A 23749-nucleotide genomic window follows, 5' to 3' on the forward strand; every position below is an offset into this window, starting at 1 on the left:
AGGGAAGCTAATGGATAATTACCAGGAAATAGTTGAATTGAATGGGAGACGTAAAATAGAGATTCATATTAAAGGAGGAATTATTTTTTGTCATGCAATAAAAGGAACAAAATTAGTTATAAATGGATCGTTAGGACGGCATTGTAAGGGAATGGAAATAAATCAACTATCGAATTGTTTAATTTTAAAACAAAAAGTTCGCTTTACTCCAATTCTTATGGTTGGATTTCCTAAATCGGTTTATTTAGACATAGGTATTCCAGAGGATATGATCGATTATCTAGTTATTAATCAAGATATTGGTGAACTGACTCTTGAGGGACTGCGAGGTGAAAAAATAGAAGCTAAAACGAAGGCTGCAAAGTTGAATGTAAAAGATGTCTTATGTGATTCTTTAGATTTAAAGGTTGGCAGTCGTCCGGCAGATATTCAATTATTAAGAAAAATTCGACATACTAATGTACAGTCTATTTCAGGGAAAATTAAACTAGAGATGGCTGAAGTAGGTGGGGATTTGAATTGTTCACCTGGTGCAGCAGGGGCTTATATTAAGATTCCACCCAGGGCAAATGTACAAATAAATAAAAGTGGGATTAGAAAGTGTGCAGTAAAGGCTAGATTATCAGGAGAGCAACTTTATCAATTCAATTTAAAAGCAAATTTAGGAGAAATAAGAGTTGTAAATTAACAAAGAAAAAAGGGGGGAGAGTATGGAAAAAATTAAGTTGTTTTGCCTGCCATATGCAGGTGGATCAGCATCTATGTATTATCAACTAAAAGGATATATGCATAAAATAGTAGATGTAATCCCAATTGAATATTCAGGGCATGGAGAACGTATTTCAGAAAATTATTATGCGAGTTTCAAAAATATGGTAGACGATATAGCAAGTAAGATAATTGATTATTTGGATGATGATCAGTTTTCTATTTTAGGTTATAGTATGGGAAGTTTAGTAGCTTTTGAAGTTTACTATGAAATACTTAAGCGTACAGGGAGAAAGCCACTTCATCTTTATTTTGTAGCAAATGGTCCTCCAGAAGAAAAAGATAATAATTTAAAAGTATCTAATATGTCATCTGATAGAGTAGTTGAAAATATAAGAAGTCTAGATGGTTATGATTTTTTGTTAGAAGATAAAGAACTATTAGATTTGTGTGTGAAAAATTTTGAAGTTGATTTTAAACTATATAAAGAATATAAATACACTAAAAAAGAAGAAAAATGTTTGTCTAACATATCAATTGTTTATTCTGAGGAAGATAATGTAGATGATAATATTTTTAAATGGACACAATATACTGCAAGATTTTGTAATTATAAAAAAATGAAGGGGAATCATTTCTTTATTAATACTCATATAAAAGAATTGGCAAAAGAAATAAATGATACGTTATTAATGGAACTTAAGTACTTATAAACAAATATTATTTAATTTTAGGTGGGAGAATATGCTGAAAAATAATGCGGATGTCAAATTTCAAAAAGATGGTAATTTTAGGGAGAAGGCAATAGAAACTTTTTTATTTGATGAACATGTGTATCAATCAATTGCAAATTTTTGTGGTAAAAATAATGTTAAACTACTACAATTTTTTTCTGCATTATGGGCTTTTCAAACTGGTAAGTCGATGGGGAACGATATTGTAACCATAGGTAACTTTGATATTGAGAATTCATTTAATTATAAAAGTTATGAGATAAATATGGAGCAAACAATTATAGATTTAATTAATAGCAAAAAGGATAAATCTTCTACAAAATTAACTGAATTGAATTTTGGGAATTTTGGATATAATGATTTTTCAGGTGTAGTTTTATACCAGTTGGAAAAAAACAGAAATTCAGTCAACAAAGGGAACTTTCAATTAGAAATTGGTTTGCAGCAAACAGAGGGTAAACTGAAGATAGTTTATAATTTTGATACAGATTCTATTAGTAGTATGATGCTAAAGCTTTTACATAACAGAATAGAAATGATATGTAAACAAGTTATGTCAAGGCAAGCAATCTTACTAAAAGATATAGAAATATTACATGAATTAGAAAAACAACAAGTTTTAATAAAATATAATGAAACGTATTCTGAATATCCAAACAATAAAACAATCATTGAATTGTTTGAGGAGCAAGTAAATAAAACCCCTAATGCTATCGCTATAGAATTTGCAGGACAAGAACTAACTTATCAACAGTTCAACGCTAGAACTAACTATTTAGGTAAGTTACTGAGAGAGAAGGGGGTAGGACCTGATAAGATTGTAGCTATAATAACAGATAGATCGATTGAAATGATCTTGGGAATTTTTGCAGTCTTAAAAGCTGGAGGTGCTTATTTACCTATAGATCCTTCTCAACCAATTGATAGGATAAATTATATTCTTGAAGATAGTGGTACAGATATTTTGTTATCAGGTCATAGTGCTGACAATGTAGTTAATAATATTATTAACAATGTAGCTATTATCGACTTAATTGGCTGTAAGGAAGAGATAGCAACGAATCTAGAACATATATCAAAACAAAATCATTTGGCTTACGTCATATATACATCAGGTACTACTGGGAATCCTAAAGGGGTTATGGTCGAAAACAGGAATTTAATGAATTTAATTTGTTGGATGCTTAAAGATGACTTTAAAGAAACAGAAGTGATTATGCAAAAAACAACATATGCATTTGATTTATCGATTTGGGAAATGTTCTTATGGTGTATAAGAGGTGCAAAATTATTTCTTTTGCCTAAAGAGGATGAGAGAGATTTTCAAAAAATTGCAGAGAAAATCAAGAAGCATAATGTTACGAGATTATCCTTTGTACCATCAGTATTAGAGGAATTCCTTTTTTATACAGATGTGAATAAATTGACTTCACTAAAAAGAATACAGTTATCAGGTGAGGCGCTTCCTATAGAACTAGCAAATAAATATAATGAAAACTATTGTGTTGGCGCAAATCTTGTAAATTCATACGGTCCAACTGAAACGACAGTATTTGCTACTTCACATATGGTTCCGATAAATGAGAAACAAAAAGGAATTCATATAGGAAAGCCTATCGCAAACACCCAAATATATATTATGAATAACGAACACCTTTGTGGTGTTGGGATGGTTGGTGAAATATATATTGGTGGTGAAGGAGTAACGAGAGGTTATTTAAATAAACCTCAGCTTACAGCGGAAAAATTTGTAGAGAATCCGTTTAAACCTGGAGATACAGTATATAGAACAGGTGACTTAGGTCGTTGGTTAGAAAGTGGAGATATTGAATATTTAGGCAGAATTGATGATCAAGTAAAAGTAAGGGGATACCGAATAGAGCTTGGGGAAATAAAAACAAAAATAAGAGAAATTGAAGGTATTCAAAATGCTGCAGTTGTACTGAAAGAACTAGATGGCGAAAAACATTTATGTGGTTATATAGTTGCTGACAGAAAGATGAATGTGAAGAAAGTAAAAGTTCAATTAGAAAAAAATTTACCAGAATATATGATTCCAACATATATTATCCAAATGGAAAGTTTGCCGGTAACAAGAAATGGGAAATTGGATAAGAATGTCCTACCAAATCCCAAACATATTTCTTATGAGAAATATGTTGCACCAAGAGATGAAACGGAACGATATATTTCAGGGATATTTCAAGAAATCTTAAGGGTAAATCGAGTGGGAATTGATGACAGTTTCTTTGAACTGGGAGGGCATTCTCTAAGAGCGATAAGACTTGTGAACATGCTTGAACAAAAGTATGGGACACGGATTTCTCTACGGAAAATTTTAGAAAATAGTACAGTGCGAAAGCTAAGCGAAGAAGTAAAGAGGGATGCAAATCGAGAACAGCATGTACCGATTAAAAAACAACCTGAAAAAAATTACTATGAAATGAGTTCGGCGCAAAAAAGGTTGTATGTAATTGATCAGATGCAAGAACCGAATATTACATATAATATTCCACTAATGATTAAATTTGATGAGAAGATTAATACTAAGCAGCTATATAATGCGTTAACTAAACTTACAGAACGGCACGAATTATTAAGAACGCATTTTGAGCAGATAAATAACAAATTTATTCAGGTTGTAGAAGATCGAGTAGAAATCGATTTTAGTCATATAGAGGAAAAAAGTACAGAAATACTAAATGTTTATAAGAAGTTTATCAAGCCTTTTGATTTAAAAAAGGCACCTTTGATGAGAACGATGGTTATTGAAACTGAAAAAAATGAAAGCATTCTATTAATTGATATCCATCATATTATTTATGATGAGGGATCAGCTCAAATATTATTAAATGATTTAGCTAACTTTTATAACGGAAAAAAATTACTAGAACTTAATATTCAGTATAAAGACTATAGTGTATGGGAGAATGCTAGAGATTTAAATGAGCAAAAGCAATATTGGTTAAATGAGTTTTCTGATGAAATACCTTTACTTAATTTGAAAACTGATTTTCCGAGGCCGCAGTATCAAAGTTATTCTGGGAAAAGAGCTATTACAAAACTAAGCAAAGATATAAAAGAATTAGTAAGAGGAGTTCAAGTAAAAACAGGTGCTACGGAATATATGATTGTATTGTCTACTTTTATGTTGTTGCTTAACCGGTATAGTCGACAAGAAGAAATTATAATAGGTAGTCCAGTAGCTGGAAGGACTCATGTAGATACTCAAGATATATTAGGGATGTTCGTAAATACATTGGCTATTAAAGGTAATTTACATCCTGATATGAAATATATTGAGTTAATACAACAACTCAAAGAAAAATGTTTAAGAGCACTTGAAAATCAAGATTATCCATTTGAAGAATTAGTAGAGAATATAAGGGTCGAAAGAGATGCATCAAGAAACCCTATTTTTGATGTTATGTTTGTGTTGCAAAATAATGAATCTACCGAGCTAACATTTGGAAAACAAAAAGCACAAGCAATAGAAATGGATAATAACACGGCAAAATTTGATTTAACAGTTAGTATGACGGAAAGTGAAGATGGGTATGAGCTCATTTGGGAATATAGCACGGATTTATTTAAAGATGAAACGATTGAACGTATGAGCCAACATTTTTCACAATTATTGACTAATACTTTGAAAAATCCACAAAAGGAACTATGTGAATTTGAGTTGTTGAGTGAGGAAGAGAGACAAAAAGTACTAATTGAATTTAATGATACAGAGGTTACGTACTCTCAAGATAAAACGATTATTGAGTTATTCGAAGAGCAAGTGGAGAGAACGCCTGATAATATAGCATTAGAATTTGGACAAATATCTCTTACTTATAGAGAACTTAATTCTAAAGCTAATTATTTAGGAGAGGTGTTGAGAAAAACAGGGGTGAAACCAGACTCTGTTGTGGGAATAACTTCAGAAAGATCTCTGGAAATGGTTATCGGAATATATGGGATTTTAAAATCTGGAGCAGCATATTTACCAATTGATCCAAAGAGTCCAAGAAACAGAATGGAATTCATAATTAAAGATTCTAATATTAAAATAATGTTAGGTGGTCCTGGTAGTAAGGACTTGTTAAATGGTTTATCTGATATTGTGATTGTTGATATTACAGAATGTAATGAAGAAAGAGAAAGTAACTTAAAGGTGCTATCAAAACCGAATCATTTAGCGTATGTAATTTATACGTCTGGGACTACAGGTATGCCTAAAGGAGTAATGATTGAAAATAGAAATATTGTCAATCAAGTATTTTGGCAAATAGAGAACGGTAATTACACTGAAAAATCAGTTATTGTTCAGAAAACAGCATTTTTCTTCGATGGTTCAGCTTGGGAAATTTTCCCTTGTTCAGTAGCTGGATGTAAACTGAGCATACTTAATGAGGATCAAAATAAGGATCCAGGGGAACTTATAAAGTTTTTACCTCATAATCAGATAGCTCTCACACCATCAATGTTGAGGATGATATTAGAATATATAGAGGACCATGATCAAGCTGAGGTATTTCAATTAATTAATAAATTATATTTAGCTGCAGAGCCAATATCAAAAGATTTATTGGAAAGATTAAGAGAATTGATGGGGGGAAGATTTGGTAACTTATGTAATTTGTATGGACCTACAGAAACTACAGTTACTGCAACTTCTTATCATTTTAGTAATCAGGAAAATATAGAAAAAGTTCCAATTGGAAAGCCAATATCTAATACACAAGTTTATATAATGAATGGAAATACCTTATGTGGAATTGGAGTACCAGGTGAATTATGTATAGCGGGAGCAGGTGTATCGAGAGGATATTTAAATAATCCTATGTTAACTGCTGAAAAATTTGTAGAAAATCCGTATAAACTAGGAGAGAAAATTTATCGTACTGGAGATTTAGCTTGTTGGCTAGAGGATGGTAATATTGAATATTTAGGTAGAATTGATGATCAAGTTAAGATTAGAGGATTTAGAATTGAACTTGGAGAGATTGAGGAGAAAATAAGAACTCTACCAGGAATCCAAGATGCTGTTGTAGTTGTAAAAGAAAATAATGATGAAAAATATTTGTGTGGTTATTTAGTGTGTAAAGCAGAATGGAATGTTTCTGAAATTAAAATGAAACTTAAAAGTATGTTACCTGATTATATGGTACCAACATACATTATGCAGATAGATAAGCTTCCAATTACTAGAAATGGGAAGCTGGATAAGAAGGCTTTACCATGCCCTGAATTTGTATTAGCAGAAAATTACGTCGCGCCAAGAAATAAAATTGAATCAGCTATTATAGAAATGTATAAAGAAATTTTGCATATAGAACAAGTTGGAATAGATAATGATTTCTTCGAATTAGGTGGGCATTCATTAAAAGCGACAGTTTTAGTGAATAGTATAGAACGAAAATTTGGAATGAGAATTCCATTACGTAAAGTAATGGAATTAAAAACTGTTCGGAATTTAGCTGAAGAAATTAAAGAGGTGGATGGATATAAACTATATTCGCCAATTGAAAAGCAAGTAGATCGTCATAGTTTTGAACTGACTTCAGCTCAAAAAAGGCTGTACATCATTGATCAAATGCAAGGGGAAAATATTATTTATAATACCCCTCAAATTTTAGAAGTGAATGGTTACCTTGATTTGAATAGGTTGGAAAAGGCATTTCAAAAGTTGATACAACGTCATGATATTTTAAGAACTCATTTTATTATGGAAAATGGAACACCAATTCAAAAAATAACTGACAGTATTGAATTTTTGTTAGAGTTTGAAGTGATAAATAAGGAACTAGATATTCAGCAATTATTAAATGAATTTGTAGAACCATTTAACTTAAGTGAATCGCCATTATTAAGAGCAAAAGTTGTACAGATTACAGAAAATAAATCAATTTTAATAATTGATATTCATCATATTATTTGTGATGGAGTTTCAAAGAAGACTCTATTGGGAGATTTATCGAAGTTCTATGAAGGGAAATATTTAGCAACTCCAGAAATTCAATATAAAGACTATAGTGTATGGGAAAATAATAGAGAATTGTTTGGACAAAAGAATTATTGGTCAAATGAATTCGCAGAAGAAATACCGGTACTTGATTTAATTACAGATAATCCAAGAACTCAGAAGAAAAGTTTTAAAGGACAAAATATTATAACTAAATTAGGACTAAAATATAAGAATGCTATAAAACAGCTAGAAAAAGAAACAGGGGCAACAGAATATATGGTATTGTTGTCAACCTTCATGTTATTGCTAAGTAGATATAGCAGACAAGAAGAGATTGTTGTGGGAAGTCCTATATCTGGTAGAACTCACTCGGATACAATTGATATGTTAGGTATGTTTGTAAATACTTTGGCGATTAAAGGGAATTTGCAATCTTCACAAAGATTTATAGATTTGGTGGCACAATTACGAGAAAAATGCTTAAATGCGTTTGATAATCAAGAATATCCATTTGAAGAGTTAGTAGATCAACTTAGTGTTGAAGGGGATCCTTCTCGAAATCCAATTTTTGATGTCATGTTTGCATTTCAAAATAATGAGAATGAAAAGATAACATTTGGAGAAGCTGATGTTGTTTTATTGCCAACACCAAATAATGTATCAAAGTTTGACTTAACAATGAACATTGAAGGTATTGAAGATGGATATGAGTTGAATTGGGAGTATTGTACGGACTTATTTAAAGAAAAAACAATTGCTCGTATGAATGAACAATTTGTCCAATTATTGAAAAATGCTTTGAAAGACCCACAAAAGAAACTGTGTGAAATTGAATTGTTAACAGATACAGAAAAAGAAAAAGTTATTTATGAATTCAATAGGACACATATTGAATATCAAAACGATAAGACGATTATTGAAAGATTTGAGGAACAGGTGGAAAAAACTCCAGATAAAATAGCTGTAGAATATGAAGGGGAGAGCCTTACCTATAGACAATTGAATGCAAAGGCAAACACCATTGGGAAAAATTTAAGAGACAAGGGAGTACATACAGAATCCATTGTCGGAATTGTAACAAAGCGTTCGCTAGAAATGATTGTTGGGATTTATGGTGTACTAAAAGCAGGTGGGGCGTATTTACCAATTGATTCAGAATATCCGGTAGAGAGAATTAATTTTATGTTGAACGATAGTAAGGCAAAAGTATTGTTAGTGGGTGAAGGTAATCAAAGTATAGTAGATCATATAGATGCTTCAACTATACTTGTTAATCTTACAAATTGTGAAGAGGATCAGATAAACCCAGTTCATATCTCTCAACCAGATAGTTTGGCATATGTCATTTATACTTCTGGTACAACAGGAACACCGAAAGGTGTAATGGTTGAAAATAGGAATGTAATGAATCTATCTAATTGGCAAATCGATGAAGGGAAGTATGGAGAAGATACGGTTGTTCTTCAAAATTTAAACTATATCTTCGATGGTTCTGTTTGGGAAATTTTCCCTGTTACTTTATCGGGAGGAAAACTGTTAATTATTTCTGAAATACAAAACAAAGAACCTAGAGAGTTATTAACTATTTTAGAGAAAAAGCAAGCTCTGTTAGTACCATCAATGTTCAGAATGTTGTTGGAACATGCAGAAAAAAATGGAAAAGCGGATGAATTAAAGCAGTTTGAAAGACTATATTTAGGAGCTGAACCACTTACTAGTGATCTGATAGCGAAGTATGAGGAGATAACAGGGGCAAGTATAGACAATATAAACAATTTATATGGTCCAACTGAAGCTACGGTTGTAGCTACTTCATATCGATTTAACGGGAAAGATAATAGAGAAATCATTCCGATAGGAAAGCCAATTGCCAATACTCAAATATATATTTTGAATAACAAGAGTATATGTGGAATTGGTATGCCGGGAGAATTATGTATTGGTGGTTCAGGTGTTTCTAGAGGGTATTTAAACAGAGCAGAACTGACGGCTGAAAAATTTGTAGTTAATCCTTACAGACCAAATGAGAGAATCTATCGAACGGGAGATTTAGCTCGTTGGAATGAAGATGGAAATATTGAATATTTGGGTAGAATAGATGAACAAGTTAAAATTAGAGGGTTTAGAATTGAATTGGGAGAGATTGAAGAAAGAATTAGGGATGTAGAAGGAATCAGTGATGCCGTTGTTATTGTTAAAGAAAACAATGGTGATAAATATTTATGTGGATATGTAATAAGTAGTGAATCTATCGATATTAAATACATTAAAGAGAAATTAAGGGGAAATTTACCGGAATACATGATTCCGACGTATATCATGCAATTATCTAATTTCCCATTGACAAAAAACGGTAAATTAGATAGGAAATCTTTTCCAGATCCGCAAATTACAGATAGAGAAGATTTTGTTGCACCTAGAGATAATGTAGAGGAAGGTATTATGGGAATTTTCAAAGAGATTTTAGAATTTGAAGTGATTGGTATAGATGATAGTTTCTTTGAACTAGGAGGACACTCATTAAAAGCGACTAAATTGGTAAATGCATTAGAAGAAAAGTTTAAAGTTAGAGTTCCGCTAAGTACGATATTAACAGAAAAAACAATTAGAAAAATAGCTGAAAAAGTAAGAAATACAGAAGTGAAATCAAATAGTGATACTATTGCCTATCCAGAATTGATAGTAGCAGTAGAAGAGGAGGTATAAGTACCAATGAATAGAAAATATAAAATGAGTTCTGTCCAAAAAAGTTTATATGTAATTGATCAAATGCAAGAATCAAATATCACTTATAATATCCCAATCATGTTAGAAGTCGAGGGGGAAATTGATAAAGAACGCTTACGCATAGCTGTAAAACAGCTATGCGTGCGTCATGAGTTATTAAGAACTCATTTTGCACATGTGAAAGATAAATTTCTCCAAATTATTGAGGATACAGTTGATATAGAGTTAGAGCATGAAAAAAGCATACAAGAACATGTGCAACGAGTTTTCAAAGAATTCATTCGACCTTTTGATTTAAGTGAAGCACCTTTAATGAGAATAAAAATACTTGAAATAAAAGGTGAAAATACGATTTTGATGTTGGATATCCATCACATAATTTGTGATGGTGGTTCAACAGGTCTTTTAATAGAAGAAATGTGTAGATTGTATAATGGAGAGGAACTTTCTCCAGTGGGTATGCAATATAAAGACTACAGTGCTTGGCAAAATTCGAGAGATATGACGGAACAGAAAAATTATTGGCTTGACGAGTTTTCTGAAGAAGTACCGGTTTTAGATCTAATTACAGATTTTACTAGACCTAAGCAACAGAGTTATAAAGGTAGTAGTAATACCATAAAAATAGATCATAAAACTAGTAATGCTGTTAAACTCTTTAGTAAAGAAACAGGGGCAACAGAATATATGATATTGATGGCGAACCTTATGATGCTGCTAAGTAAATATACGAGACAAGGTGAGATTGTTTTAGGTACACCTGTTTCAGGCCGTACTCATCCAGCAATCCAAAATATGTTAGGTATGTTTGTAAATACTTTGGCGATTAAAGGGAATTTGCAATCTTCACAAAGATTTATAGATTTGGTGGCACAATTACGAGGAAAATGCTTAAATGCGTTTGATAATCAAGAATATCCATTTGAAGAGTTAGTAGATCAGCTTGGCGTGGAAAGGGAGCCTTCTCGAAACCCTATTTTCGACATTATGTTTACTTTTGAAAACAAAGAAATGAACTCATTGAGCATGGGAGATTATAAGGTAAATGGTGTGAAAGTTGATAGTAAGGTAGCAAAGTTTGATATTACTGTTACTGTTATAGAAACAAATGACGGATACGATGTAGAATGGGAGTATTGTACGGACTTATTTAAAGAAAAAACAATTGCTCGTATGAATGAACAATTTGTCCAATTATTGAAAAATGCTTTGAAAGATCCACAAAAGAAACTGTGTGAAATTGAATTATTAACTGATACAGAAAAAGAAAAAGTTATTTATGAATTCAATAGGACACATATTGAATATCAAAACGATAAGACGATTATTGAAAGATTTGAGGAACAGGTGGAAAAAACTCCAGATAAAATAGCTGTAGAATATGAAGGGGAGAGCCTTACCTATAGACAATTGAATGCAAAGGCAAACACCATTGGGAAAAATTTAAGAGACAAGGGAGTACATACAGAATCCATTGTCGGAATTGTAACAAAGCGTTCGCTAGAAATGATTGTTGGGGTTTATGGTGTACTAAAAGCAGGTGGGGCGTATTTACCAATTGATTCAGAATATCCGGTAGAGAGAATTAATTTTATGTTGAACGATAGTAAGGCAAAAGTATTGTTAGTGGGTGAAGGTAATCAAAGTATAGTAGATCATATAGATGCTTCAACTATACTTGTTAATCTTACAAATTGTGAAGAGGATCAGATAAACCCAGTTCATATCTCTCAACCAGATAGTTTGGCATATGTCATTTATACTTCTGGTACAACAGGAACACCGAAAGGTGTAATGGTTGAAAATAGGAATGTAATGAATCTATCTAATTGGCAAATCGATGAAGGGAAGTATGGAGAAGATACGGTTGTTCTTCAAAATTTAAACTATATCTTCGATGGTTCTGTTTGGGAAATTTTCCCTGTTACTTTATCGGGAGGAAAACTGTTAATTATTTCTGAAATACAAAACAAAGAACCTAGAGAGTTATTAACTCTTTTAGAGAAAAAGCAAGCTCTGTTAGTACCATCAATGTTCAGAATGTTGTTGGAACACGCAGAAAAAAATGGAAAAGCGGATGAATTAAAGCAGTTTGAAAGACTATATTTAGGAGCTGAACCACTTACTAGTGATCTGATAGCGAAGTATGAGGAAATAACAGGGGCAAGTATAGACAATATAAACAATTTATATGGTCCAACTGAAGCTACGGTTGTAGCTACTTCATATCGATTTAACGGGAAAGATAATAGAGAAATCATTCCGATAGGAAAGCCAATTGCCAATACTCAAATATATATTTTGAATAACAAGAGTATATGTGGAATTGGTATGCCGGGAGAATTATGTATTGGTGGTTCAGGTGTTTCTAGAGGGTATTTAAACAGAGCAGAACTGACGGCTGAAAAATTTGTAGTTAATCCTTACAGACCAAATGAGAGAATCTATCGAACGGGAGATTTAGCTCGTTGGAACGAAGATGGAAATATTGAATATTTAGGTAGAATAGATGAACAAGTTAAAATTAGAGGGTTTAGAATTGAATTGGGAGAGATTGAAGAAAGAATTAGGGATGTAGAAGGAATCAGTGATGCCGTCGTTATAATTAAAGAAAACAATGGTGATAAATATTTATGTGGATATGTAATAACTACCCAAAATATAGATGTCGCTAACATTAAGAAGAAGTTAGGCGAGAACTTGCCTGAATATATGATTCCAGCATTCATTACGCAGTTAGAACGATTACCAGTAACAAGAAGTGGGAAAATTGATAAAAAAGGATTGCCTGAACCTAATATTACAAGTTCCGAAAGTTATGTTCCTCCAAGAGATGAGATAGAGCTAGATATCGCTAAGGTATTTCAAGAAATTTTAGGAACAGAGCGTGTAGGTATTGATGATAGTTTCTTTGAATTGGGTGGTGATTCGATTAAGGCAATTCGTATAGTATCTAGATTACGAGAATATGGATACGAAATAAATGTTCGAACAATTATGCAAAATAGAACTATACGTAATATTAGTACGAGAGTAAATAAAGCGGAAATAAAAGTGGTAGATCAACAAGAAGTCGTTGGTGATATAGAGCTAACACCGATTCAAATGGATTTCTTCCATAGCAATCTAGCTCATCCTGAACATTTTAATCAATCAATTATGCTAGAAAGTAAACAAAGAATTGATCGAAAGAAAATTGAAAATACACTAGCTACAATTGTTAAGCACCATGATATGTTAAGAGCAGTATTTCAAGATGGAAAGCAAAAAATAAAAACCATTACAGATAGTGAATTATATGAATTACAATACATTGATTTATTGGAAATCAGAGGAATGGAAGACGTATATTCAAGAATTAATGATCAATTAAATAAGCTTCAAATGAGTATGGATTTAGAAAAGGGACCGTTATTAAAAGCAGCAGTAATTAAAACTGAGAAAAATGATTATTTGTTTCTTTGTGCCCATCATTTAGTAGTAGACGGCGTATCGTGGAGAATTCTTATAGAGGATATAAATATAGGGTACAATAGTAAAGATGGTACTCCTACATTACCATCAAAGACAATGTCATATAAAGAGTGGAGTAATTTATTGCGAGAATATCGTAATAGCCATATTTTAAAGAAAGAAATTCCTTATTGGAAACAAATTGAAGAGAACGTAAAAGAGAGTTTAATAGAAAAAATATCAAACGAAGATAAATTTAACATGGAGCATATAGAGCTAGCTTTAACACAAGAATTAACAAATAAAATGTTATATAAAGTTAGTAAGGCTTATAATACAGAGATTAATGATTTATTACTAACAGCCTTATCTAGAGCGGTAAATAACGTAACAGGAAAAAGTACAGTAGCTGTCAATATGGAGGGGCATGGAAGAGAAACGATAGAGGGTGTTTCAGAAATTGACAGGACCGTAGGGTGGTTTACTAGTGTATATCCTGTTGCAATAAGTGATATTGGTAAAAGTATTCGAGAGGATATTCGGAATACAAAAGAAACATTGCGAAAAGTACCTAATCGTGGAATGGGATATGGTGTATTAAAAAGGTTGGGAGAAAGTGTCATAGAAGGTGTTACACCAGATATTACTTTTAATTATCTTGGAGAATTTGTTCAAGAAAATAGCCATGGGAATTTTGTAATGAGTGATTTACCGTGTGGAAAGAATGTTTCAGACGATAATGATCTTGGGACACCAATCTCCTTTAATGGAGCAATTTCTAATAATGTATTCCACATGATAATAAGTTATGATAAATCAAAATTTAATACTGAAAATATGGAGTTAATGAAAGAAAGCTTTAAAAAAGAGCTAATAGAAGTTATAGAGCATTGTATTATGGTTGAGCAATGTGAACATACAGCATCCGATTTTGGAGAATTGAATTGGAGTGATAATGAATTTGCTTTAGTGCAGAATAAGCTTCAAGAGCAAGGATATGATATAGAGAGAATTTATCCTATGACACAAATGCAAGAAGGAATGCTATATCATAAATTACACAATGAAGATTCAACAAGTTATGTAGTTCAGACTGTATTCCAGTCCAATATCGCTATAAATGAAAAGATTTTGAAAGAATCTTTTGAGTTACTTGTAGCAAAACATGAAGTTTTACGAACAAATATAGTTTTCAAAGATGTAAGTGACCCTAGACAAGTGCTATTAAAAGATAAAGAAATTGAATTTACACAAATTGATTTAACAGAAATAGAAAATAGGCAAGTAGAATTAGGTAAAATAAGGGGAATGGATGTAAGAAGAGGTTTTGATTTTGAAAAAGAAAGCTTCCTTCGAGTAATTCTAGTTAAATTGGATGAGGAAGATTATCGACTGATTATAAGTTTTCACCATATCATTATGGATGGATGGTGTCTATCCATATTAATGAATGATTTGATTTGGTTTTATGAACAGTTATACATGAAAAAAACAAAGAGTGATTTGAAAGAGTCTATTCAAAAAACATCTAGTTACGAAGATTATATCCGATTAACACAAAATAAAGATAAGGAAATAGCTCTTAAATATTGGACAAGGCTTTTAGAAGATTATGAAGAACCGGCAGGTATAAAGCCGATAGGCAATAGAAAGAATGAAGAAGCTAGCGAAGAAGTTCAAAGAATTGAAATAAGTTTATCTAAAGAAGAAACTCAAAAGCTAGAGAAAATAAGTAATAAGCTTGGGGTTACTGTTAACACTGTAATAGAAACTGCATGGGGAATAATTTTACAGAGATATAACAACACACAGGATGTAATTTTTGGGAAAGTAGTATCAGGAAGAAACGTTAATTTAAATGGAATTGAAGAAATGGTAGGTCTCTTTATTAATATGGTACCTGTGAGAGTGAAAAATCAAGGAGACGATAGCTTTTCAAGCATAGTATCAACCTTACAAGAACAAGCTTTACAAACCTCACAATATGACTATAGTTCATTAGCAGAGATACAAAATTGTAGCATATTAGGTAATGATTTAATTCAAACTATGATTGCGTTTGAAAATTATCATTCAGAAGAGCGTAATTTAAATACGAGATTGAATTTAATGATGGTAGACGGAAGAGAGCAAACGAATTATGCTTTGACTTTAAGTGTAAATCAAACGGAAGTATTAAATTTAGGCATGATCTTTGATACTGAGTTATTTGGAATACATGAAGTAAAAAGAATTCTTAATAGATTATCTTTGATTCTGAAAAGTGTTATAGAGAATCCAGAGATAAAGGTAAATAACATTGAATTATTAAATGAGGAAGAAAAAATATTGGTGTTGAATGGATTCAATTCAACTAAGACAGAGTATCCTGACAATAAAACAGTTGTCGAACTATTTGAAGAGCAAGTACAAAAAATTCCTAATGAAATTGCTATTGGTTCAGAAGATCAAAGAATTACTTATCATTATTTGAATGAACGAGCGAATCAAGTGGCAAGAAAGCTCAAAAAGCTCGGAATGGAACAAAACCAATTTGTTGCAATTATGGCTGAAAGAAAAATAGAAACTATTATTGGAATTTTAGGTATATTAAAAGCGGGTGGTGCTTATTTACCGATAGATCCGAAACAACCAATTGAAAGAGTAAAATACATTCTTAAAGATAGTGATGCACAATTCATTTTAGCAACTGATATAAATGCTTCATTGTTTAATAATTTATCTTTAGAAAAAATTAGTTTACAGAAAGCAGCACTTAAAGATGAATTATCGTCAAATTTAAATATAGTAAATACATCTAGGGATTTAGCGTATTTAATTTATACATCTGGTACTACAGGAACTCCTAAAGGGGTAATGGTAGAACATCGAAATATAAATCGTTTAGTGAGAAATGCGGATTATGTAGATTTTGAAAATGTTCGAATCTTACAGACGGGATCCCTTGCTTTTGACGCATCTACGTTTGAAATTTGGGGAGCTTTGTTAAATGGAGGTAGTCTCTATTTAGTTGATGATGAAGTAGTAATGAATCCTAAGCTACTGCAACAAATGATATCTGAATTTGCAATAAATACGATGTGGTTTACAACTACTCTATTTAATCATTTAATTAGTTCTAATTATAAGATTTTCGATTCGTTAGACCAAGTTCTATTTGGTGGAGAAGCGGCATCAGCAGAACATGTTCGACAATTGATTGCTCGAAATAAGAAAATTAAATTATGCAATGGTTATGGCCCAACTGAAAATACAACATTTACAGCTTGTTATCCAATAAGTAATGATTTTGATGGAGGCAACATTCCAATTGGAAAGCCGATATCTAATACGCAGGTTTATGTTTTAGACAATAATAAAATATGTGGCATTGGAATGCCTGGAGAACTATGTGTTGGTGGAGATGGATTATCAAAAGGATATTTAAACAGACCAGAGTTGATGAAAGAAAAATTTATTAATAATCCATATAATTCAAGTGAAATTATATATAAAACCGGTGATTTGGTAAGATGGTTAGAAGATGGTAATTTGGAATATCTGGGAAGAATAGATGAACAGGTTAAAATTAGAGGTTTCCGAATTGAACTTGGTGAAATAGAGAATACTATAAGAAAAATAGAAGGTATTCGTGATGTGTCGGTAATTGTAAATGAAGAGAAACATGAAAAGTATTTATGTGCGTATGTTTGCTACGATGATGGAATAGAATCCAGAGATATATTGAATTATTTAAAAGGTAGTCTACCAGAATATATGATTCCGACATATATTGTTCAACTTGAAAAATTACCTATAACTAGGAATGGAAAGTTAGATAGAAGAGCTTTACCAATGCCAGAACATAAAGGGACAGAGCAATACATTTCACCTAGAAACAAAATTGAGTTAGTTATTGCAGAAGCATTTCAAGAAATTTTAGGAATTGAACAGGTTGGCATTGATGATAGTTTCTTTAGATTAGGAGGACATTCATTAAGAGCAACTAGATTAGTAAACAAAATAGAGCAAAAATTAGGGACTAGAATTCCATTGAGAGATGTGATGGAAGAGAAGACCGTGCGTAGAATTTCTCAGAAATTACAGCAATCTACCGATTTAGAAAAGAATAAGCCTATTGAAAAACAGCCTAAAAAACCAAGTTATGAAATGAGCTCAGCTCAAAAAAGATTATATGCTATTGATCAAATCCAAGGTGAGAATACCACATACAATATGCCGGGAATGATGAGAGTACAAGGTAGTCTTGATTTGGAGAAGTTGCAGCAAACGGTCAATGCTCTGATTAAGCGCCAAGAAGTATTAAGAACACATTTTACTATGAAGAATGGACAACCAGTCCAAATAATTGAAGACAATGTTGAACTTTCTGTTGGATACAGAAAAGGGAATAAGTTAAATATTGATAAGATCTATAAGGATTTTGTGCGACCGTTCGATTTAAATAAAGCTCCATTGATGAGAGTGCAAGTAGTAGGAATTTCAGAAAATGAATCGATATTAATGTTAGATATTCATCATATTATTTGTGATGGTGGTTCAATTGGTGTGTGGTTTGAAGAATTTTCGAAAATATATAATGGCGAGGATTTGCCGGAATTAAAAGTACAGTACAAAGACTATAGTGTATGGCAAAATTCTAATGTTATGAAAGAGCAAAAGAAATATTGGCTAGATGAATTTTCTGGTGAATTGCCATTGCTAAATTTACAAACAGACTATCCAAGGCCACAAAAACAAAGTTTTAAAGGTAACTCTATTAAAACGAAATTGAATAGTAGTACAAGAGAAGCAGTAAAGTTGATAAGTAAGGAAACTGGGGCTACAGAATATATGGTTTTATTATCAACATTTATGTTATTGCTTAGTCGATATGCTAGAACAGAAGAGATTATTGTTGGAACACCTATCGCTGGAAGAACCCACCCTGAAACACAAAATATGCTTGGAATGTTTGTCAATACATTAGCGATTAAAGGAGATATGCAGCCAAATCTTACTTATCTACAATTAATAGAGCAGTTAAAAGAGAAATGTTTGAAAGCGTATGATAATCAGGAATATCCATTTGAAGAATTAATTGAGAATTTAGATTTAGAGAGAGATATTTCAAGAAATCCTTTATTTGATGTTATGTTTGCATTGCAAAATAATGAGGAAAGTCATTTGAAATTAGGAAATACTAAATTAGAGCAAATTGAATCAGAAAGTGAAATATCTAAATTTGACTTGACAGTTAGTATGACAGAAATTGAAAGTGGCTATGAGCTGTTATGGGAATATTGTACAGACTTATTTAAACAATCAACAATAGAACGAATGGGATTACACTATTCCGAGTTATTAAAAAATGCAGTGGAAAATCCAAAAAGAAATATTTATGATATTCCATTAATGGGTTATTCTGAGTGTAAAAAAGTACTTGAAGAATTTAATATAACGACAACTGAATTTCCTGGTGAGAGTACAATTGTTGAGCTCTTTGAAAAACAGGTTGAAAAGACACCTGAAAAAGTAGCAGTTATTTCTAATGGTCTTGAATATACGTTTGGTTATTTGAATAAAAGATCAAATCAATTAGCACACCAGCTTCAAAAGTTACAAGTACAACCAAATGATTTTGTAGGGATATGGGCTACACGTAAAATTGAAACTATAATAGGGATTTTAGCAATATTAAAAGCAGGTGGAGCTTATTTACCAATTGATCCGAAACAACCTATAGATAGAACTCGTTATATGCTTAGAGATAGTCGTGCAAAAGTGCTTCTTACGGAAGTTGAGAATTTACCAGAGCTGCTTGATGGTTCTTTAACTGTACTTAATTTAAAACAAGAAAATATTTATGATATGTCTTGCGAAAATCCTACAGTCATGAATCAAACAACTGACTTAGCATATTTGATCTATACTTCTGGGACTACAGGTGAACCTAAAGGAGTTATGGTAGAACATAGAAATGTAATTCGGTTGGTTAAAAATACAAATTATGTTAATTTCCATGATGTGGGGATTCTACAAACGGGATCATTAGCTTTTGATGCATCCACATTTGAAATTTGGGGTTCTTTATTAAACGGTGGAAGATTATACCTTGTTGAACAAGATGTATTAATGGATGTAGAAGCATTAAAACAAATGTTAGCTAAACATCAAATTAACACGATGTTTATTACAACTGCTTTATTTAATCAATTAGTTATTACAGATTGTACAATTTTTGATTCGTTAGATCAGTTGCTCTTTGGTGGAGAAACTACATCAGAAGAACATGTTAAAAAATTAGTTAAGAGCAATAAAAAATTAAAACTTTCAAATGTGTATGGGCCGACTGAAAATACGACATTTACAACACATTATCCTATTTATTCAGAAGAGTTATTAGAAAAAACTCCAATTGGGAAGCCGATATCTAACACAACAGTTCATATCTTAAATGGACATAATTTATGTGGAATTGGTATTCCAGGAGAATTATGTGTCGGGGGTGCCGGTGTAGCAAGGGGATATTTAAATAAAGCGGAATTAACAGCTGAAAAATTTGTTGTAAATCCACTGGTTCCTGAAGAAAAAATCTATCGTACAGGGGATTTGGCACGCTGGCTTGAAGATGGGAATATAGAATATTTAGGAAGAATTGATGAACAAGTTAAAATTAGAGGGTTTAGAATTGAACTTGGTGAAATTGAAAGTAAACTTAGAGAGATACCTTATATTCAAGATGTAGCTGTTACTTTAATAGAAAAGAATAATGACAAATATTTATGTGGTTATGTAGTTAGTAAACAAAAAATCATAACCGAAGAAATTAAGAATCAATTAGGAAAAACTCTTCCACAATATATGGTTCCAACATATATTATGCAACTAAGCGCTTTACCGATGACACAAAATAGGAAAGTGAATAAAAAGGAATTGCCTATTCCTGATTTTGATAATTCGAATCATTATGTTGGTCCAAGAGATGAAATGGAATTATGTGTAGCAAGAGTGTTTGAGGAAATTATTGGTATTGAACGTATAGGAATCGATGATAGTTTCTTTGAATTAGGAGGAGACTCAATTAAGGCGATTAGAATTGTTTCAAAGCTACGTGAGAACGGGTACGGAACGGATGTTCGAAATATTTTGCAAAATAAAACTATTCGTAAAATATGTCTAGGTATAAGTAAAGCGAGAAACATAATAATTGATCAAAGTGAAGTAACGGGAGTTGTAGCATTAACGCCAATCCAAATTGATTTCTTTAATAGTCAATTAGAAAAGCCAAATCATTTTAACCAATCATTTATGTTGGAAAGCAGTGAAAGAGTGAATGAAGAACATCTTAATAAAGCAATTACTGCTATTGTAGAGCATCATGATACATTAAGGACTGTATTTAGAAGTGGAGAACAGGTTGTTCAGTCGATAAAAGAAAGTGCATTGTATGATTATCACTCCTATGATTATTCTCATATTCAAAATAAAGAGGAGTTATATGAGAAAATTAATAATAGTTCTAATAGTATACAGGCCAGCTTTGAAATTTCTGAAGGACCTTTAGTTAAAGTTGTATTATTCCGAACAAAAGAAAAAGATTACTTGCTAATTTCTATGCATCATTTGGTAGTAGACGGAGTATCATGGAGAATTATTATTGAAGACTTGAATAAAGGGTATACTCTTTCTAAACAAGGAAATGAGGTAATTCTTCCTAGAAAAACTATGTCGTTCAAACTTTGGAGTGAGGCTTTAAATAAATATAGAGAAAGTGAATCGCTAAAAAAAGAGATACCATATTGGCAAAAAGTCGAGAGGTTAGTTAAGGAAAGTAAGTTACCTACAAATCAATTAGGAGAGAAATATTTACCTAGAGAATTAGTGATGCATTTATCAGAATCCGAGACAAGTTATTTACTGTACCAAGCAGGGAGAGTCTACAATACTGAAATTAATGATTTACTTTTAACAGCGGTATGTAGGGCTGTAAATAAATTGGATGGTAAAGAAACTGTGGCATTGAATCTTGAAGGACATGGAAGAGAAATGCTAGATCAAGATATAGTGATTGATCGAACGGTTGGTTGGTTTACAAGTGTATATCCAGTAGCTGTAACAGGGATAGGAGATTCTATTACAAATGATATACAAAAAACAAAAGAGGCATTAAGCTCAATTCCAAACAAAGGTCTAGGATATGGAGTGTTAAAGGCATTGGGAGAAAATGTTTTGGAAAATGTTAAGCCTGATATTACCTTTAATTACTTAGGAGAATTAGATCAAGAAAGTGGATCAGATTATTTTAATATGAGTGATATACCACGTGGTGAAGAGATTGCAATAGAGAATGAATTTAGTACTGGTCTTTCTATAAATGGAGCTGTAACTAATAAAAAACTTCGAATGGTTATAATTTATAATGGCTCAAATTATAGTGAAAAATTTATGCAAGCATTGAATGATGAATTTAAAAAACAATTGTTAGTTATTATTGAGCACTGTATTGAAAAGAGAAAGAATGAAAAGTATATAGAAAATACTAGAAGTCATTTAAACAGAGATGAAGCTATCACTCAAGTAATATGGGAAGAATTTGGATTAGACAGTATATTGAAATCTATAACTGTTGAGAAAAAAGAGCACTCAGTTCTGTTTGTGACAGATTTAAGTAGTGAAAAGAGAGGCGAGATTAAGGGAGAAATAATTAATAAATTATCATTTTTACAGGTTCCAGATTATATCGTTGATATGAATAAGTATCCATTAGTTTCAGGGAATATGGAGGAGGAACAATTTATAAGCTTGTGCAGTGAGTTAGAGAATACAAATAATATATCGTTACCGAAAATTACTAAAGATGGTGAAATGGGTGAAGTTATAGAGGGATATACACCTTCAATCATGCAAGAATTGTTTTTATCAACACCGAATACTATGATAGAGGAAAAGATTATAATAGAAGGGGATTATGATAAAGACAGCGTTATAGCCGCTATAGAAAAAGTTGTTCAAGAACAATCTATTTTAAGAAGTACTTATCAAAAAATAGCGGATAGATATACTATTTGTGAACATGGTTACAATACGTTTTGGAAGCCAAATTACTTTGATCTAAGATATGCTACTTCTACTTATATTACTGCAGTATATGATTTAATTCATGGAATGCGGAGAAAAATGAGTACAAGTATATTAACTGAAAATAATATGTTAAGCAATATTGTAATTACACAAAAGACCGAAAGAGAATATTGCATTTATGTGATTATTCATCATAGTATTTGGGATAAGGCAAGTAATCAGATTTTTAAAGAGAAAATTATAGACATTTTGAATTTAAAAGCAAAATATGTAAAAACAAATGAAACGTATAAACAATATGTAAATGAAGTAACAACTAGTAAAATATATGCGGAAACCCATAACTTATCGAACTTAGAAAAATTTAAAGAGAAAACGGATGAGTATGTAAAGCGTAATATAAATAATGTGTTAGAAAAGTCAGTTGTTTCATTATTTAAAATGGGTTCGGCTACAGAAAAGCTTTATAACGACAAACCTTGGTCACTATTCGCGTATATTTTGAACATACTTGCTAGAGAAAATAAATTAACAAATATCCATACTGAACCTTTACCAATACTTATTTTACAAGAAGATAGAAGATATATGACAAATGATTATAGTAATACACTTGGAGAGTTTTTAGATTGGTTACCATTGCTAATTGAGGGATCTAAAGAGAATGAGTTGCTAGACTGGCAACAAAAGGTTAATGAAATTCAAAATGTAAAAAAAGAAAACCATTATAGTTTAGTTGAACTATTAAACTACAGCACAGTCGAGATGAGAAATATGATGGCATCAGTTCTTTCAATCAATTATCAAGGTGGGTTTAGTATTGAGTATGAGGAGATGCAAGAGATACTAAAAAATGATGATTATAATAAGAGTACAGAAGTTTTTGTAAATAGCTATTCTAATTATTTAATCTTGTCGTATCCAATTTTTAGTGGTTGTTCAGGAGATATAGAAGAAGTCATTCAAAATGAATTAAATCAATTGGAAGACTTACTAAATAAGAAAGTTGAAAGTGAGCAATTTGAAAAAGTAGTAATTAAACATTAAAAAAATGATAATATGAGACCGCTAAATAGATGATTGCTGAGTTTATTAAATTGAAGTAGAG

The 23749-nt window shown here is 31.6% G+C and carries 4 protein-coding genes and 2 pseudogenes; all 6 read left to right on the forward strand.

The window, feature by feature from the left end:
* The first annotated feature begins 10 nt into the window (after positions 1 to 10).
* The gene (locus ABH961_RS04615) at positions 11 to 688 is read left to right on the forward strand and encodes a DUF4097 family beta strand repeat-containing protein (RefSeq protein ID WP_000371059.1); all 678 of its coding nucleotides are present in this window, start codon (positions 11 to 13) and stop codon (positions 686 to 688) included.
* A gap of 22 nt (positions 689 to 710) precedes the next feature.
* Complete coding sequence (locus ABH961_RS04620) at positions 711 to 1421, forward strand: thioesterase II family protein (protein WP_098076127.1); 711 nt, start codon at positions 711 to 713, stop codon at positions 1419 to 1421.
* Positions 1422 to 1995: 574 nt separating this feature from the next.
* Positions 1996 to 8247, forward strand: a pseudogene (locus ABH961_RS04625) (amino acid adenylation domain-containing protein); the annotation flags it as partial.
* A 120-nt stretch (positions 8248 to 8367) separates the two neighbouring features.
* A pseudogene (locus ABH961_RS30040) lies at positions 8368 to 9711 on the forward strand (amino acid adenylation domain-containing protein); the annotation flags it as partial.
* A 129-nt stretch (positions 9712 to 9840) separates the two neighbouring features.
* Positions 9841 to 10104 (forward strand): phosphopantetheine-binding protein, encoded by a 264-nt coding sequence (locus tag ABH961_RS30045; protein ID WP_442328920.1) that lies wholly within the window; start codon positions 9841 to 9843, stop codon positions 10102 to 10104.
* Positions 10105 to 10110: 6 nt separating this feature from the next.
* Positions 10111 to 23688, forward strand: a complete 13578-nt coding sequence (locus ABH961_RS04630) for an amino acid adenylation domain-containing protein (RefSeq protein ID WP_404518953.1) — start codon at positions 10111 to 10113, stop codon at positions 23686 to 23688.
* Positions 23689 to 23749 lie beyond the last annotated feature (61 nt).

Origin of the sequence: Bacillus sp. RC251 (assembly GCF_044908765.1) — a bacterium.
Taxonomy (GTDB): Bacteria; Bacillota; Bacilli; order Bacillales; family Bacillaceae_G; genus Bacillus_A; species Bacillus_A wiedmannii.